Raw genomic sequence first — 16,960 nt, forward strand, 5'->3', positions numbered from 1 at the left:
AAATGTAACCGGATTCAAATAAGACTTTAAATTTCACACTGGCGAAACAAAATAAAGCCGTATAACATCAAGAAAAATCAAACACATCGGTCCAAATAGGGAGAGACACCATGAAGTATCAAGCCATCAATTTCAAGGATAAACTTTCGAAATTCCAAGAACATTGGTCTCCACGCGTAATTGCGGAAATGAACGATTACCAGTTCAAACTGGCCAAGCTGAAAGGGGAATTCGTCTGGCACGACCACAAAGATACGGATGAAACATTCATGGTCATCGAAGGAGAACTGGATATCCTCTTCCGGGATGGAAAAGTAACCCTTAATGCCGGAGAAATGTACGTGATCCCCAAAGGGGTAGAACACAAACCTGTTGCTGAAAAAGAATGCAAGGTCATGCTCATTGAGCCGCGCGGAGTTGTGAACACCGGCGATGCTGATGGCGGGAAACTTACTGCTGAGAATGATGTTTGGATTTAAGGGGCATAAAAAAACTACTTAAGCTTAAACACTCCAGCCACTTGGTTCAGCAGCTGATTACTATCAGTTTTGATTAGTGATGGCGGAGGACATTCTCTTTGCACGACCTGCATCAATAATCGCGGAATCTCCGTCAGCCCCTGGTACTCATAGACCCCATCACGTCCCCCGTAACTTCTAGCGGCATGTTGACTTGAAACGACAGGAATTCCGGCACGCAATAATTCGGGAATTTTGGTTAAGGCCCCAGCTCCGACATCCTGATGCAACACACAGGCACTGCACTCAGTCAAAAGAGCTTCTAATCCGGAGTCATCGACTCCCCCAACAACATTAACGGTTTCTGGCACATTTTCCCGACCAAAAAAACGTTCCACACCAAACCCAACCAGCACAAGAGGCTGACTTCCCCCGGTAATTGCTGTCCAATTATCTACAAGTTTTTTCATTCCAAATAATGTAGGAGGGTTGTAGGCAGTCCCCATACAAAGGCAATAGCTTTTCTTTGATTTGCGTCGGGCAATACGAATTTTTGCCAATTGAGTTTCGTTGTCTTCAGATGGGAAATACGGATAATTATAGCATTGCGCTCCCATATTCCTAAGCAACCATGCATCCTCACGGGCAATGGTCACACACAAAGCAGAGCTTGCCACAACATTCACTTCCTCATGCAACAAATCCCATTGCGCTTCGACTTGCAGAGAACGTGGTAGAAAGGACTCAATATTGTGTATGACTGAGACCACTGGGATATCCCTTTTCGCAAGGGCCTTTACTGTTAGTGGAAAAAAGACAGGGTCATCTATAACTGCCCCTTTGATATCAGCTCCTTCCACTGCTTTAGATAGAGACTTATCCAAGCCTAGCTGTGAGGCAATGTGTCCATTAAAACCATAAAGCGAATCAAAATCCTGATCAGTAGAGAACAATGCAGAAGTCAGTTCAGTTGCCGGACTATGCGCATAAAAAGAAAGATCGGCAAGCTCAACTCCAATATCTGCAAAAACAGAAGCCATCTGCCTTGTCCGTCTGTTCCCGCCGTGTCCGCCGGAGATTGCAGCAAATCTTGTTATGTATGGATACTGAGGTAACATTATTTTACTTTAGGTTTAGGGAGCATAAAATCCCGTACACCCCTTACACAACTCCAGCTCATCCTTACGCCCTTCCTTGAATGCCCGGATCATTTCCAGACGGGTGGGATGAGCGGCAAGTTCTTCTAGGGTGCTTTCCAGCACAGAGCCGAATACGCCTCGCTCGTTGAGATCATTGCAGCAGACCGTGACTTTGCCCTCGGGCAGGACGACCAGATTCTTTTGCAGCAGGAAGCAGACCTCGCCTACACGCTGCTCGGCAATCACCTGATAGCCGCTGTCATCAACGCCGAGATCGACACTGCCGTCCCAATTATGCGGATTACGCACGCTGACCTTATCCGCCAATTGAAGGAGTGCAGCAAATTCCGGGGCCATTCCGCCATCGGGAAGACCTTCTGCCGGGATCATACAAATTATCTCAGTCTGCACAGGTTCCTTGGCGCGGCGATTGATCTCCATAAAAGCCTCAACATTTCGCCGAACAACTTCCCACTTTGCTCCTTTGCGAATTGATTCAAATGCAGCAGGAGAACCACCGTCAATACTGAAACGGACCTGTGTAACCGCCCTGCTACGGCAGATTTGTTCGGAAACTTTGGGAGTAAGCAGCATGCCGTTGGTCAAGAGACCGATGGTTACCGACGAAGGGATGGAAGGGCGGTGACGGCGGATTACGGAAAGCATCCCCGGTAAATCGGGATGCAGAAGGGTTTCACCGCCATTATGCAGGTCGATACGCCGCAAATTCTTGAAAACCCCTGAGCCCAGCTCCTGCATGACCTTTTCAAGCACTTCGCGAGGCATGATCTTCCGTTCCTTCCCATGGTCCAACGCACACCACTTGCAACGCAGGTTACAGGAAGAATTAAACTCCAAATTAAACATTGTAATCAATTCAGCATATAACATAACCAGACGTATTATACTAACATGCGTAACTTTAGAAGTTTTTTATTCGACCTTACAGCGCCTACGGGCAGTAATGAACTTGGGATGAGCGTCCGGTAACAGCTTGGAGTAAATGCTAAACGCTCTGCGGCACAGCTCGGCAGCTTCTTCATGGGCTCCTGTTTTCCGCTTACACTGGGCCACACGGGTGCAGCCATCAGCAACAGGAACAGACTCTTCTCCATAAATGGATACCGCCGCCGCTAGCGCGGATTCATAGAGGGGCAGGGCCTCATTAAATTTGTTGGAATGCATGAAGACATCGCCCAATCCGGTCTGGCATTTACTAATAATACTCCGGGTACACTCATGAGTGTCGCAAGCCATACCCAAGCCCTGCTTGAACAAGGCTTCTGCCTGCCAATAGTCTTCAATGATCAGAGCAAGCTGGCCAGCTTCATAGATGTGAACGACCCCGGCCTTACCGGTCTCGATCCCCTTAACCAGAGCATCCATAGCTGCATCGTAATCAAGATCATTCTTAGCCAGCAACCCCAGATGAAAATAAGCATCAGCTTCACGCCTTGCATAAGCTTTCCGCTTTACGCCGGACTCTTCTGCAATTCTGGTCCAGATGGAGCGCGCCTCTGCACTATCCCCTGAAGCGAGCATGGATTCGGCGGATTCGATCTCAGTTTCAGATACCCATCCGCGCAAAATCTCCAGTTCTTCAGCAAGACCGGTAATTGCTTTTAGCGAATCAGCATACCCTGTCTCGACAAAAAGCAACCTCTGCTCTGCTTCTTTAAGAGCTGCGGATATTTTACGGGATTCCGGTGAATCGGCATCACGAAGCAACTGCAAATCAACTTTTAATTCCGCCACCTTATCACGCAGGTCTTCTTCGTATTTTTTAAGAGTAAAATCGGACTTACCGCTACCGGGCATCTTGGGCTTCAAGACAGAAAAATACACGATAACCACAGCAATGCCTGCAACAGCAAAAGCAATAATTATAAGCTTGCCTTCCGGAGTAATAGCCTCCCACCATTTGTCTGAATCTGCTGCTGCGGAAGCAAATACATTCATTACGCCGGCACAGAGAATTCCCATTACTGCAAGGCACAAGGCAAGTATCAATTTTCTGTCAGTGAATAGTTTCATATTGCCACCCTCCTGCGGCGCGGGATTATTTATTACCTTAAATAATACCAGAGCAGGGAAGGTAGTCAATGGGAGTTGGATAAAACCATCTTATCTTTATCTTGAATATTTAATCAGAAGCTTCTCAACATCACCAATCTGTGTGGGTTTGGACAAATAGTCATTTATACCCGAAGCAAGAAAATCTTCTTTATCCCCTGCCATGGCGTATGCGGTGCATGCTATGATTGGAATCTCTTTAGCAGCCTCTCCACCCTCTCCGCCACGGATCCGGTGAGCGGCTTCAAGCCCACCCATTTTCGGCATCTGGATATCCAGAAAAATCAAATCAAACTTTATTTCCCCAGCACCCAGAATATTTATAACTTCACAGCCGTCACTAGCAACAGAGACATTACATCCATATTGCTCCAGAAAACTCTTAAGCGTAAGCAGGTTTACCTTTTCATCTTCGGCAACAAGAACCTCAAATTCCTTAATAGAATTTTTATCCCAAAGAGGAAGTTTTTCATCTGCAACGGAACGTTGCTCAGCAGCTTCAAAATCCAAAGAAAAACAAATCGATGTTCCAACATTAATCTCACTGCTTATGGAAAGAGTTCCACCCATCAATTCCAAAAGCTGCTTTACAATAGCAAGGCCTAAACCTGCTCCCTCATAATTTCGAGTTCTGCTGGTCTCTATCTGAGTAAATGAATTAAAAATTGAATCGAGCTTACTGTCCTCAATCCCGATTCCTGAATCCGAAACAGAAAACAAAATGTGATAACTACCATTCTGATTACGATCCAGAAGATATGCTTCCACTAAAACGAACCCTGAATCGGTGAACTTCAAAGCATTACCAATCAAATTATTAAATATCTGATGCAGACGATTAATATCGCCAATCATTGTTTTCGGAACATTCCCTGCAATCTCAACACGCAGATCAATATTTTTCTGGATGGCTGCCGGCTTAAAAAGTGCCTGAACAGAATTCAAAGCATTATGTAGATCAAATTCAGCATCAACTATTTGCAAATGCCCGGATTCAATTCTTGTAATATCAAGTATGTCGCCCAAAAGTTTATTTAAGCGCTTACAAGATTCCATTGCGAATCCGCATTGCTCTTCCTGCTTCTGATTCATTTCGCCCATGCGCATCAATTGCAGCATGCCCATAATTCCATTTAAGGGAGTTCGGATTTCATGAGACATATTTGCCAGAAACTCCGACTTTGCAATATTTGCTGATTCAGCTTCCAGCTTGGCTGCAATGAGTCTTTCCTCTGATTTTTTACGTTCCAGAACCAAGGCAACGTTTTTACTGAACAAAGAAAGGATATCAATATCCTCTTCGGACCACTTCCGATGCTCAAGCACTGAATCAAAGCCGACAAACCCGACAAGCTGATCATAGAAATAGATGGGTTCAATAAGCACAGACCATATATCTTGAACTTGGAGGATAGCTTTATCCGGTAAGTCATCAGGGAGCGCTGATACATCGGGGATGTAATAAGATTCTCTTTTACAAAGAGTTTCCCAAAGAAGGGAACCGGACTCTACTAAATCTATATTCTGTAATTCCTGAATTTGCGGTTCTATGTTTTCTGCGCACCACTCATGGGTATTATCGCAAATAGAACTGTTGCCCCGCATAAGAAATATATAGGCTCTACCCACTCCGGTAAAAAGGCATATCTTTTTTAAAGCCTCTGTGAGCCCTCTATCGATATCTCCCACAGATAAATTTAGAAAATCAGAGGCAACATTACTGACCAGATTTTCAAAAACGATACGTCTGGAAAGTAAATTTTCAGCTTCTTTCCTTTTAGTAATATTAAGTACGGTAAAAGAGACTCCTTTTGACCAGTCATTGCAGTCCAGAGGTTTTGAACTCAAAATGACATGTATGATTTTACCGTCTTTTCGTTGGAATCTAGTCTCAACTGAACCGATCCCTTTCTCTCTTATCTGGGCATATTTATATTTACTGACTAAATCAAAATCAGCATCGCTGGGATAAACAACACGTGAGGATTTCCCGATCAATTCTTCTCTGGAATAACCTGTCATTTCGCATAAGAAGTCATTCACTTCCTGAAAAATACGATCAACAACGACCCCTATCCCTATGGGGGCTGCAGACAAAACGGTTTGCAGCTGAACATCACGTGCTTCTAGAATTTCCTTTACCTTTCGCTGCTTATGAAGAAACAAAGTATAAGAATAGAAAGCACACCCCGTCATAGCTCCAAAAATCAATGGAACCAAAAAGGACTGCGGTACTAAAGGCCAACCCATTAAATACTTATGGGTAGCGGAAAGCAGACATAAGACTGCAGCACCGCAAATGGCCGCTAAGATTAAGCGAAATAGAAACAACATGAACCCTCCAAAAGAAATCCTATCACCCTTCAGTCGACTATTTCAACTATAACATAATATGCCATCCTTTTTACCCTCCCCAAATGCAAACGGTCTTTCCAAAAAAACTAAAGCCCCGGTACAAACGTACCGGGGCTTTCATGTATCCAGATTTCAACTGTGTGCGCACACACTTCCTTGAAGAATAGAGTCTCCGTATGTTACCTGAAATGCAAAATAAATATAAAGACGGAGGTCTAGCATGCCGAACCAACATATCAAAGAATATTTGGACTACTACATACAATCGAAAAATCCCGAACATGCAGTCATGATTAATGGAGCGTGGGGTTCAGGGAAAACGTGGTTTATCAAAGACTATGTAGATAACTACGAACAGCCGGAAGACGAAATCAAATTCGTTCACGTCAGTCTGTACGGCCTGAAGACAACAGAAGACATAGATAACGAAATTTTTCGGCAAGCTTTTCCTGTTTTGTCTTCCAAGCCCATGGTTATTGGTAAGGCCGTTGCCAAGGGATTTATACGAGGTTTTCTGAAAATTGATTTGGATGGTGATAAACAAAATGATTTGCAATTTGATTTGAAAGAAATGGAAGGAGCATTCAGCAGCAAAGATCTAAGTTTAGATAATCTTATTTTGATATTTGATGATGTGGAACGGACATCGATTAATACGATTGAATTGCTGGGGTATATTAATAACTTTGTTGAGATTCAAAATTATAAAGCGGTGCTATTATGCAATGAAGAAGCATTAAGAACTAAATTTGATAAAGATGAAAACCCCAATTCAACGTACAAATACCAAGAAATTATAGAAAAATTAATCGGCACTACATTTTATATCATCTCCTCTCATTCTGAAGCCATTAAATATTTCATCAATGAAATTGAAGATTCACAAAGTAAAGTAATCTGTGAAAACAATATAAGAGTAATAGAGAAAATTTTTTGCGAATCAGAGCATAAAAATCTTAGAGACATAAAGCGAAGCCTGTGGGGATACACCCGTTTAATGAACACTCTATGCAAAAACGAAAGAATTAAACACAACACTGAATTTCAATCACATATACTTGCCTTATTCATTATATATAGTCTTGAAAATAGAAATGAAAATTTTAAAATTGACAACATGGGTCCAATGTTTGCTGATATGAAACATGAATATTGGAATGAGGAGACTAAAATTAAACTTCATAAATATTCATCAATCAATGCAATAGATCCCTGCGTCCCATTTGGTGTTTGGAGACACCTTCTCCTTTCAGAAGATTACCTTAGCAACGATGAGATAATTAAAAATTGCTTAACTTCTTCATACTTTGATGGAGCCAAAACCCCTTTATGGAAAAAAATATATTTATACCACACCTTAGAAGAAGAGGAGTTTGCCAAGCTGCTAAAGATGGGTGAAGTAAAATTTAAGGCTAAAGACTTTGAAAACCACCAAGAACTTCTACATACCTTCGGAATATTTTTAAACTTAACACGAATAGGCTTCACACAGATCGGCGAGGATGAACTATTCAAATTGTCAAAAGAATACATTCAAAAAATCGCTGCGGAATATGTCTTACCCACTCCTACTAGCATCTTTGACAGTTACCAATTCATCAAAGAATTCGAAGAATATGACAATTACGCATTCCAAAATCACGACGACCCAAAGTTCAAAAAATTAACTCATCTTATCAGCGATTTAAGACAAGAGAACATAGACAGTTTCTATGATAAAAAAGCAGAGCACTTACTAAGGACCCTCTCAAGAGATAGAGCTCTTTTCTGTAGGCAAATAGCATGTGATGATGTTGCAATTTCAATGCAAAGAGACAAAACACTACAGCACGTCAACATTGACGACTTTATAAATAAATTTTGTAAATTAAAAAACATTGAAAAACCACAGATTGTAAAAGCATTCTACACCCGTTACAACGTAGAAAACGTCACAGAACTATATACTGAAACAACATGGCTTACCAAACTTAACAACAAGATAAAAACGAAAGCGACTAAATGTAGAGGTAAAATAGCTCATATTCATTTAAAAGATTTTTCTAAAACACTTGATAATATTCTAAAAAGACTAAACGAAACCACAAATAAAATAGAGTAGACTCCAACAATCCAGAATCCCAAAAAAACTAAAGCCCCGGAACAAATGTACCGGGGCTTTCATGTATCCAGATTTCAACTGTGTGCGCTTAGTGCAGGATGTCACCAATGCGATCCCAGCGAACGGTCTTGGGACCGCCCCAAGACCAGTAGATAATCCACGCCTTTCCTAAGATGTTCTCTCTGGGAACGTTGCCCCAGAATCTGGAATCGTTGGATCCATCGCGGTTGTCGCCCATTACGAAGTATTCGTTTTCGGGAATTACCCGGGGCGGCATATTGTCGCGCAGTGTTGAAACGTGGGTGGTATCGGTGTACTGCACGTAAGGCTCAACAAGCTCCTTACCGTTAACGAAGACCTTCTTGTTCTTGATCTCCACAGTATCACCGGGTACGCCGATAACCCTTTTAATGTAATCCTTGCTGGGGTCCCCGGGGTATTTGAAGACAATGATGTCCTGATACTCGGGATCGCCCACCGGCACGACAACCTTCCCGGTAAAGGGAACTTTCACGCCGTAGGAAAATTTGCTTACCAGCAGATGGTCTCCGATCTGGAGAGTCTGCAACATGGAACCGGACGGAATCTTGAAGGCCTGCACGATAAAGGTTCGGATAAAAAGAGCCAATATGAGTGCGATAAAAAGAGCTTCAACATATTCCTTCACAGTGCTCTGCCATCTGGGATTCATAATTAATATCCTTATAGTTTCCTGCTCTTAACGCAGGGCGAGTCGTTTTCTTGAAACGTTCAAGCCGGACCTGAGATTAATCCTCTCCGGCTTTAAGTACTGCCATGAACGCTTCCTGCGGGATCTCAACATTACCCATCTTCTTCATGCGCTTCTTACCTTCCTTCTGTTTTTCCAGAAGCTTGCGCTTACGGGTAATATCCCCGCCGTAACACTTGGCGGTAACGTTTTTCCTGAACGGGGCCACTCGTTCCTTGGCGATGATCTTACGACCGATCGCGGCCTGAATAACAATTTCAAACATCTGGCGCGGGATTGCTCTTTTCAGCTTAAGGGCAAGTGAACGTCCGAAAGGATATGCTGAATCCTTATGGACAATGGCTGAGAAGGCATCCACCGGATCAGTGTTGATCAGGATGTCGAGCTTTACCAGATTCGATTCGCGGTAATCAATAATTTCATAATCAAGGGATGCATATCCCTTGGTATGTGACTTCAGCTTGTCAAAGAAGTCGTACATAATTTCCGCAAAGGGAACTTCGTAAGTAATGATAACCCTTGAAGATGTCAGGTAACGCATATCCTTCTGGATTCCACGCTTCTCTTCACAGAGCTTGAGTACCGCGCCAACATAATCGTTCGGCACGTGGATTTCAAGACGGCAGAAAGGCTCGGCCAGAGATTCGAGATCTCCGCCGTCAGGCATCTTGCTGGGGTTATCAATTTCAAGCACTTCGCCATTGTTCAACCTTGCCTGATAGACAACGGAAGGCGCAGTAGCGATAAGCTTGGCCTGAAACTCACGTTCCAGACGTTCCTGAATAATTTCCATATGCAGCAGACCGAGGAAACCGCAGCGAAAACCGAAGCCGAGAGCTGTGGATGTTTCCGGTTCAAAAGAGAACGCGGTGTCGTTGAGCTGCAATTTTTCCAGCGCGGCCTTGAGCGGCTCATACTCGGCGGGTTCAACCGGATAGAGTCCACAGAAAACCATGGGCTTAACTTCCTGAAAACCGGGGAAGGGATCTTCGACCGGATCGGCAGCGAGGGTAATGGTATCGCCCACGGGCGCATCATTAAGCTCCTTCATGCTGGCGCAAAGGAAACCGACCTCACCGGCAGCCAGCTCTTTGGCCTTCTGCGGTTCAGGGGTATAAACACCAAGTGTGGTCACATCGAAAGTGCGTCCGGTGGAGTGAATCTGAATCTTGTCACCCTTCTTGATGGTACCGTCCAGAATTCTGAACAGCACCACAACTCCCTGATATGAATCATACCAGGAGTCGAAGATCAGGGCCTTGAGCGGAGCATCAGGATCGCCTTGCGGTGCGGGCAAATCCTTCACGATGGACTCAAGCACATCTTCCACGTTCAGGCCGGTTTTGGCGCTGATCATGAGCGGCTCGGAACAATCTAGCCCGATGACTTCCTCGATTTCCTGCGCAACACGTTCACAATCGGAGCTGGGCAGGTCCACCTTATTAAGCACGGGCACGATTTCAAGGTCGTGGTCCAGTGCCAGAAATACGTTTGCAAGGGTCTGCGCTTCCACACCCTGAGTGGAATCGACAACCAGCAGCGCGCCTTCGGAAGCGGCAAGGCTTCGGGAAACCTCATAGCTGAAGTCCACATGACCGGGAGTATCAATCAGGTTGAGAATATACTCCTCACCGTCATTGGCCTTGTACGGAATACGCACAGTCTGGGCCTTAATGGTAATTCCACGTTCCTGTTCCAGTTCCATTTTATCGAGGTACTGGTCCTTTTTCTCACGTTCGGAAACCATTCCGGTGATTTCAAGGATACGGTCCGCAAGAGTGGACTTGCCGTGGTCAATGTGCGCAATGATGCTGAAATTTCTTATTTTATCTAATTTAGCCATATGGGAAAAGTCGGCGGCCTCCAGGGGTCGTCGCCTTATGTTATCTTCTTTTAATATACCCTGCCCCGTTTTGGAGCAGAGGTTAAGGGGATTCCTTATTACGGTATTTGTGAGCCGCTGTCTAATATGTAATTACGGTTGCGGCAAGCAATAACTGGTCGTCTTTGAATAGAAATCAGAATTAACCTGACAACTTTATTACATTCATAAAGAAATGTTGCGAAATTTTCACAAAATCAATTGATTGACCCATCAATTTATATTAAAGAGATTATCAGGTCTATAAAAATTGATACTGCTACTGCATTGCATTCCGTAGTCAGGTGTTAATTATTTCTCAGGGTTAAAGGGAATGGGAAATTACACCGTGCAGGAAAACTGCTTCAGACTGTGGATTATGGATACTACTGGAATCAGACTTTGCCGAGAGCGCTGCCCGGAAGCGTATATTCAAGAGCGCCGGACTGTCGGGAATAGGCATTGATTGCCCTGGTCCTCATGTAACCGGTGCTCCCGGGATTGAACATGGCGGAATCCTCGGAAAAAGCCGTTTGGGTAAGAGCGAGCTGCTGATGCACATTTTGCACGTGCCGTTCTTCGCTTTGAGTACGGGGGTAGGTTTTTGATCGGAATTCGCGCGAAGCCTTTGCTGCTTCGTCCGGTTCAAATTCGAGGTCCTTTGCAGTGAAGTTAATACCGAGCTTGCCGATATTAAAGCCGAATTTACGCGTGACCACGCGTGCCTTCACCTGTTCCACTTCAGCTGCAGTGTCTCTGGACCACTTTTTCGCATTATCAGCATATTGGCTGATGCCCTGCGCTGCTATTCTCACTACTTACTCCACCAGAAAAAACCGTTCCGCGTACACAAAAAAAGGCCGACTGCCATTAATGGCAATCCGCCGTATCTGCGATTATTCGCAATCATCCATGAAGGATACGCGGTATTTCCGGCTTCCGTCCGTGGAAGCTGATGAAAATAAACTTCTGCTAAGTTGTATTAATATATAATACGTCAGTGCAGAATTGGCAAGAGGGGCGAGCCATGTAATCAAACTGATGGTAAGGCTTTGACCGACAAAAGCGGGAAAAAATTTAAAAGACTGAAAAAAACTTAGCGAGGGAAGCGCATATTTCAGTTTTTTCACAGAAAGGGAAAAGCCAACACCTTATAATCAGTCTGAAACTTGCAATCCGGTGGGGAAAGCCTTAACTTCCCCTGAAACTTAAGCAGTGTAGGAGATTATGAGCAACAAAATTCTGACTAAAAAAGCACTTATCCCAGGCCAGACATCCATGCTGGTCCTTGACTGTCCTCAAATTGCCAAAAAGGCTAAACCGGGAAATTTTGTAATTCTACGCATCCATGAAAAAGGCGAACGCATTCCGCTGACCATTGCTGACACTGACAAAGAAGCTGGAACAATTACTATCGTATACCTCGTAGTCGGCAAAAGTTCAGCCCTGCTTGAAACATTAAATGAAGGGGACACCATCCTTGATGTTTGCGGTCCCTTGGGTAAACCCACCCATATCGAAAAATCCGGAACTGTTATCTGTGTGGGCGGTGGTACCGGAATCGCAGCCATGCACCACATTGCCAAGGGACACCACCTTGCAGGCAACCACGTTGTCGCCATTGTCGGTGCCCGCAGCAAAAATATGCTCCTTTTCTGTACCGAGCTGGGCTTCTTCTGCCCCGAACTTCTCATCGCCACAGATGACGGTTCCAGCGGACACAAAGGCTTTGTCACCGATCTCCTGCGCGAACGCCTTGAGCAGGACAAAGACGTTGCAGAAGTCGTTGCCATCGGGCCCGTTCCAATGATGGAAGCAGTTGCCAAAGTAACCGAGCCTTTCGGCGTTAAAACCACAGTCAGCCTGAACTCCATCATGGTTGACGGCGTGGGCATGTGCGGAGCCTGCCGTTGCAGTGTTGGCGGAGAAACCAAATTCGCCTGTGTAGACGGCCCTGAATTCGACGGTCATGAAGTTGATTTCAATGAACTGAAAATGCGCCTTACCCAGTATAAGGAGCAGGAAGACCTTTCAATGCAAATGTTCAGGAGTTGTAACTGCCATGGTGAATAAACAGAATTTTACCCCCACCCGTACCCCCATGCCGGAGCAGCCGGCTGACGTCCGCAACAAGAACTTCAGCGAAGTAGCCCTCGGTTACTCCAAAGAAGAAGCCATGGCTGAAGCTGCCCGCTGCCTGCAGTGTAAAAAGCCGCTCTGCCAGAAAGGTTGCCCTGTTGAAATCGACATCAAAAGTTTCATCAAGCATCTGGCTGACGGCGACATTCCTTCCGCTTACCGCGTTATCAAGGAAACCAACGCCCTGCCCGCTGTCTGTGGTCGTGTCTGTCCGCAGGAATCCCAGTGTGAAGGGTCCTGTATCCTAGGCAAAAAATATGAACCTGTTGCTATCGGCCGCCTTGAAAGGTTTGTTGCTGACAGCTTTGACAGTGACTCCGCCTGTGAAATGATCACCGGACACACAGCTTGTTCGCTGCCCAATGACCAGTTCAAGGTCGCCTGCATCGGTTCCGGGCCTTCCAGCCTGACCGTAGCCGGATACCTTGCCGCACGCGGAGTACCCGTAACTGTATACGAAGCTCTGCACGAAGTCGGCGGCGTACTGATTTACGGTATCCCTGAATTTCGTCTGCCCAAGTCCATCGTAGCCCGCGAAGTGGGTGCGCTCTGGTCTAAAGGCGTTACCTTCCAGCCCAACTACGTGGGCGGTAAGACCGTAACTGTTGAAGATCTCTTCGAAGACGGTTTTGATGCCGTATTCATCGGTGTTGGCGCAGGACTCCCGTGGTTCCTGAACATCCCCGGCGAGAACCTTGTCGGCGTATATTCCGCCAATGAATACCTGACCCGTATCAACCTCGGTCGGGCCTACGATTTCCCCAACCACGACACCCCCGCCCCCAAAGCCAAGAACGTGGCTGTAATCGGCGGCGGTAACGTGGCTATGGATGCTGCCCGCACCGCTCTGCGTCTCGGCGCTGAAAACGTGTACATCACTTATCGCCGTACGCAGGACGAAATGCCTGCCCGCCTTGAAGAACTGCACCATGCAATCGAGGAAGGTGTACAGCTTGAGCTGCTTACCTCCCCCATTGCCATCAACGGTGACGAGAACTCGCACGTTAAGTCCATGACCCTTCAAGTGATGGAGCTTGGCGAACCTGATGATTCCGGTCGCCGCCGTCCCGTTGCAGTGGAAGGAAAGACCAAGGAACTGGAAGTCGACATGGTTGTCCTCGCTGTGGGAACCGGAGCCAACCCGGTACTGCTCGAAGCAACCCCCGGCCTTGACCTTAACAAGTGGGGTTACATCGTAACCGATGCTGAAACAGGCGAGACTTCTATCCCTAATGTATACGCTGGCGGTGATATCGCAGGCGGGTCCGCAACAGTAATCTCAGCCATGGGCGCAGGTCGCCGCGCGGCTAAGACAATCGCGGAGAAATTGGGAGTATAAGAAGCCTTCGGCGACCCTGCCGGGAGCCTTAAATCCTTTTGCAAAAGGGTTTGTTCCACTGTCGTTATCTCTAAGACTCGCGGAAGACCGCTCGCCTAAGAGCTAATATAAGAATCCCAAAAACTTTTAGTAGTTTAGTTTTGTACTAGCTTATCTAAAAGTGCTTTGAAAAACTGAAAGACGAAGCAGATTTTTTTCTGCTTCGTCTTTTTTTATGCAAAAAATTTAACGTTCCCCCTAGCTGGAAGGGGTTTGCCCTGTTCTAATTTTCTTATAAACGCAGACAATAGGAAGGGATCAGGAGAAATTGCATTACGCTTTATGCTTCTGCTGTTGATAATGTTTTCTACGGGAATGGGGTTCTACAATGAAGACAGATTACACAGAGAATTTTATTACTGACAGAATTAATAAACTTAAAGCTGAATACCTTAAGGTTAAGCCGAGCATTTCAATTGTCCGCGCTCAGGCTTTTACAGAGGTTACCCGCAACAATCCCGACCAGCCTGTCAACATCCGTAGAGCTATGGGTTTCAAACGCGCCTGTGAGATTGCCCCCATGTACATTCAGGAAGGCGAACTCATTGTCGGACACCCCTGCGGCAAACCGCGCACCGGATCTTTTTCCCCTGATACCGACTGGCAGTTAATCAGCAACGAACTGGACACCATCGGAACCCGCTCTCAGGACCCCTACCAGATCAGCGACGAAGACAAGAAGACCTTGCAGGATGAAATATTTCCCTTCTGGAAAGACAAATCCATTGCCGAAGCCTGTGAAGCGGAATTCCGCAAAGCCGGGATCTGGGAATTCGGTGCTGAATCCTGTGTCAGCGACCTTACCTACCACATGTCCAGCGGCGGAGGTGACACCAGCCCCGGTTATGACATCATCCTTTTCAAAAAAGGTATATCCGGCGTAAAAGCTGAAGCTGAAGCACATCTTGCTGAACTCGAAAAATCAGCTGATCCTGATCACGAAAGAATAAATTTCTACAAGGCTTCCATCATTACCTGTGAAGGAATCCTGCTCTACGCCAAGCGTGTTGCTGCTTATGCAAAAGAGCTGGCTGCAAAAGAAGAACATCCGGTACGCAAAGTTGAACTTGAGCTCATAGCCGAGATCAACGAACGTGTCCCGGCCAATCCGCCCAAGACTTTCCATGAAGCCCTGCAGGCTGTATGGACTATTCAATCCCTGTTCCTGCTGGAAGAAAACCAGTGCAGTACCTCCCTTGGCCGTTTCGACCAGTACCTGCTGCCCTGCTACGAAGCCAGCATCAAATCCGGTGAACTTAATCAACAGCAAGCCTTTGAACTGATGAGTTGCTTCATACTCAAATGTTCCGAGATGATTTGGTACACACCGGAAGGGACCGCAAAATACTTCGCCTGATACATGCCCTTCATCAACATGTGTGTTGGTGGTATCAAACGCGAAGGTGGCGACGGCACCAATGATCTTACCTACCTGATCATGGATGCTGTTGCCAAAGTCGGTGTTTACCAGCCATCTCTGGCCTGCCGTATCCACAACCAGTCACCCCGCGAATATCTGCAGAAAATTGTGGAAGTTGTTAAATCCGGCATCGGCATGCCCGCCTGCCATTTTGACGATGCCCACATCAAGATGATGCTCCACAAGGGCTTCGATTTTGAAGATGCCCGCGATTACTGTCTCATGGGTTGCGTTGAGCCCCAAAAATCAGGCCGCATCCACCAATGGACCGCAGGGGGATTCACCCAGTGGCCCATCGCCATTGAGTTTGTCTTCAACCGTGGTGTTCTCAAATCCTACGGTGAAAACAGACAAGGTCTCGACACAGGCCCTCTTGAGCAGTTTACCAGCTATGAAGAATTCGATGCAGCAGTCAAAAAGCAGCTCGATTACATCATGGGAATCACAGCGCAGGGAACGCTTATTAATCAGAAGCTGGTCCGTGATCTGGCCCCCACCCCGTACATGTCCCTCTTTGTGGACGGCTGCATGCAGAGCGGTAAGGACGTCACCGCCGGTGGAGCCTGTCTGTACGAAGGTCCGGGAACCATCTTCGCCGGACTGAATACCTATGCCGATTCCATGGCTGCCATTAAAAAGCTGGTCTTCGATGACAAGAAGTACACCCTCACCCAGTTGAAGCATGCTCTTGACTCCAACTGGGAAGGGTACGAAGAAATGCAAAAAGACTGCCTTGCTGCTCCCAAGTTCGGTAATGATGATGACTACGTTGACCTGATTACCTCCGACATCATCGACTACACCGAAAAGACCATGAACGGTCACAAATCATTATACGCCCGCATGATCCACGGAACCCTCTCTCAGTCATTCAACACCCCGCTGGGAGAGATGATCGGGGCCACCCCTGACGGACGCATGAACGGAATGCCCCTCTCCGATGGCATGAGTCCCACTCAGGGAGCCGATAAAAAAGGCCCTACCGCTGTGATTAAATCCGTAGGCAAACTAAATGTGGAATCCATGAGTCTTGGGATGGCCCACAACTTCAAGCTCATGCCCGGTTCCCTTGATTCACCGGAAGGTGAAAACGGGCTCATCGCCCTGCTGCGCACTGCCTCCGTGCTCGGCAACGGCCAGATGCAGTTCAATTACGTTGATAACGATACCCTGCTCAAAGCCCAGCAGAACCCTGATGATTACCGAGGCCTAATTGTTCGCGTGGCCGGATACTGTGCTTTCTTTGTCGAGCTCTGCAAAGAAGTTCAGGACGAAATCATCAGCAGAACTATGCTTGAGTAATTAA

The 16,960-nt window shown here is 46.2% G+C and carries 12 protein-coding genes and 1 pseudogene; 6 read left to right on the forward strand and 7 right to left on the reverse strand.

The annotated features are described in order from the left end of the window. Positions 1-110 precede the first annotated feature (110 nt). Complete coding sequence (locus DESAL_RS17765) at positions 111-479, forward strand: cupin domain-containing protein (RefSeq protein ID WP_015853347.1); 369 nt, start codon at positions 111-113, stop codon at positions 477-479. A 14-nt stretch (positions 480-493) separates the two neighbouring features. On the opposite strand, the gene DESAL_RS17770 is transcribed toward DESAL_RS17765, so the two are convergent. From DESAL_RS17770 to DESAL_RS19915, 4 genes are all read right to left on the reverse strand, one after another. After that, complete coding sequence (locus DESAL_RS17770) at positions 494-1,498, reverse strand: hypothetical protein (RefSeq protein WP_015853348.1); 1,005 nt, start codon at positions 1,496-1,498, stop codon at positions 494-496. Between the two features lie 93 nt (positions 1,499-1,591). After that, positions 1,592-2,488 (reverse strand): radical SAM/SPASM domain-containing protein, encoded by an 897-nt coding sequence (locus DESAL_RS17775; RefSeq protein WP_015853349.1) that lies wholly within the window; start codon positions 2,486-2,488, stop codon positions 1,592-1,594. 42 nt (positions 2,489-2,530) lie between these two features. Beyond that, positions 2,531-3,631, reverse strand: a complete 1,101-nt coding sequence (locus DESAL_RS17780) for a tetratricopeptide repeat protein (protein ID WP_015853350.1) — start codon at positions 3,629-3,631, stop codon at positions 2,531-2,533. Between the two features lie 96 nt (positions 3,632-3,727). Next, positions 3,728-6,004, reverse strand: coding sequence for an ATP-binding protein (locus tag DESAL_RS19915; RefSeq protein WP_015853351.1), 2,277 nt, complete (start codon positions 6,002-6,004; stop codon positions 3,728-3,730). 241 nt (positions 6,005-6,245) lie between these two features. Here DESAL_RS19915 and DESAL_RS17790 point away from each other — a divergent pair, with 241 nt between their 5' ends. After that, positions 6,246-8,126: a KAP P-loop domain-containing protein gene (locus DESAL_RS17790; protein ID WP_015853352.1), complete on the forward strand. Its 1,881-nt coding sequence runs from the start codon at positions 6,246-6,248 to the stop codon at positions 8,124-8,126. 88 nt (positions 8,127-8,214) lie between these two features. Here the strand turns inward: DESAL_RS17790 and lepB are convergent, their stop codons facing one another. The 3 genes from lepB to DESAL_RS17805 form a co-directional block, all read right to left on the reverse strand. Continuing rightward, a complete protein-coding gene (gene lepB / locus DESAL_RS17795) occupies positions 8,215-8,817 on the reverse strand; it encodes a signal peptidase I (protein WP_015853353.1) in 603 nt (200 codons plus the stop codon). Positions 8,818-8,893: 76 nt separating this feature from the next. Further along, entirely contained in the window at positions 8,894-10,699 is a 1,806-nt protein-coding gene (lepA, locus tag DESAL_RS17800; RefSeq protein WP_015853354.1) for a translation elongation factor 4, read from the reverse strand. Between the two features lie 413 nt (positions 10,700-11,112). Then, entirely contained in the window at positions 11,113-11,532 is a 420-nt protein-coding gene (locus DESAL_RS17805; protein WP_015853355.1) for a hypothetical protein, read from the reverse strand. Positions 11,533-11,944: 412 nt separating this feature from the next. Between DESAL_RS17805 and DESAL_RS17810 the strand changes: the two genes are divergently transcribed. From DESAL_RS17810 to DESAL_RS20565, 4 genes and pseudogenes are all read left to right on the forward strand, one after another. Then, positions 11,945-12,790, forward strand: a complete 846-nt coding sequence (locus DESAL_RS17810; protein ID WP_015853356.1) for a sulfide/dihydroorotate dehydrogenase-like FAD/NAD-binding protein — start codon at positions 11,945-11,947, stop codon at positions 12,788-12,790. Then, positions 12,780-14,195 (forward strand): NADPH-dependent glutamate synthase, encoded by a 1,416-nt coding sequence (gltA, locus tag DESAL_RS17815; RefSeq protein ID WP_015853357.1) that lies wholly within the window; start codon positions 12,780-12,782, stop codon positions 14,193-14,195. Before DESAL_RS17810 ends, gltA begins: the two co-directional genes overlap by 11 nt. Before the next feature lie 367 nt (positions 14,196-14,562). Next, positions 14,563-16,530 (forward strand): annotated as a pseudogene (locus DESAL_RS20560) (pyruvate formate lyase family protein); the annotation flags it as partial. Between the two features lie 69 nt (positions 16,531-16,599). Continuing rightward, a complete protein-coding gene (locus DESAL_RS20565) occupies positions 16,600-16,956 on the forward strand; it encodes a glycine radical domain-containing protein (protein ID WP_245543838.1) in 357 nt (118 codons plus the stop codon). Positions 16,957-16,960 lie beyond the last annotated feature (4 nt).

Origin of the sequence: Maridesulfovibrio salexigens DSM 2638 (genome assembly GCF_000023445.1) — a bacterium.
Classification (GTDB): domain Bacteria; phylum Desulfobacterota; class Desulfovibrionia; order Desulfovibrionales; family Desulfovibrionaceae; genus Maridesulfovibrio; species Maridesulfovibrio salexigens.

Excerpts from the sequence above, each read along its gene's own strand:
- DESAL_RS17765 (WP_015853347.1), top strand. The coding sequence starts at position 111 with ATGAAGTATCAAGCCATCAATTTCAAGGATAAACTTTCGAAATTCCAA.
- DESAL_RS17770 (WP_015853348.1), bottom strand. The coding sequence starts at position 1,498 with ATGGCTTCTGTTTTTGCAGATATTGGAGTTGAGCTTGCCGATCTTTCT.
- DESAL_RS17775 (WP_015853349.1), bottom strand. The coding sequence starts at position 2,488 with ATGTTATATGCTGAATTGATTACAATGTTTAATTTGGAGTTTAATTCT.
- DESAL_RS17780 (WP_015853350.1), bottom strand. The coding sequence starts at position 3,631 with ATGAAACTATTCACTGACAGAAAATTGATACTTGCCTTGTGCCTTGCA.
- DESAL_RS19915 (WP_015853351.1), bottom strand. The coding sequence starts at position 6,004 with ATGTTGTTTCTATTTCGCTTAATCTTAGCGGCCATTTGCGGTGCTGCA.
- DESAL_RS17790 (WP_015853352.1), top strand. The coding sequence starts at position 6,246 with ATGCCGAACCAACATATCAAAGAATATTTGGACTACTACATACAATCG.
- lepB (WP_015853353.1), bottom strand. The coding sequence starts at position 8,817 with ATGAATCCCAGATGGCAGAGCACTGTGAAGGAATATGTTGAAGCTCTT.
- lepA (WP_015853354.1), bottom strand. The coding sequence starts at position 10,699 with ATGGCTAAATTAGATAAAATAAGAAATTTCAGCATCATTGCGCACATT.
- DESAL_RS17810 (WP_015853356.1), top strand. The coding sequence starts at position 11,945 with ATGAGCAACAAAATTCTGACTAAAAAAGCACTTATCCCAGGCCAGACA.
- gltA (WP_015853357.1), top strand. The coding sequence starts at position 12,780 with ATGGTGAATAAACAGAATTTTACCCCCACCCGTACCCCCATGCCGGAG.
- DESAL_RS20565 (WP_245543838.1), top strand. The coding sequence starts at position 16,600 with ATGAGTCCCACTCAGGGAGCCGATAAAAAAGGCCCTACCGCTGTGATT.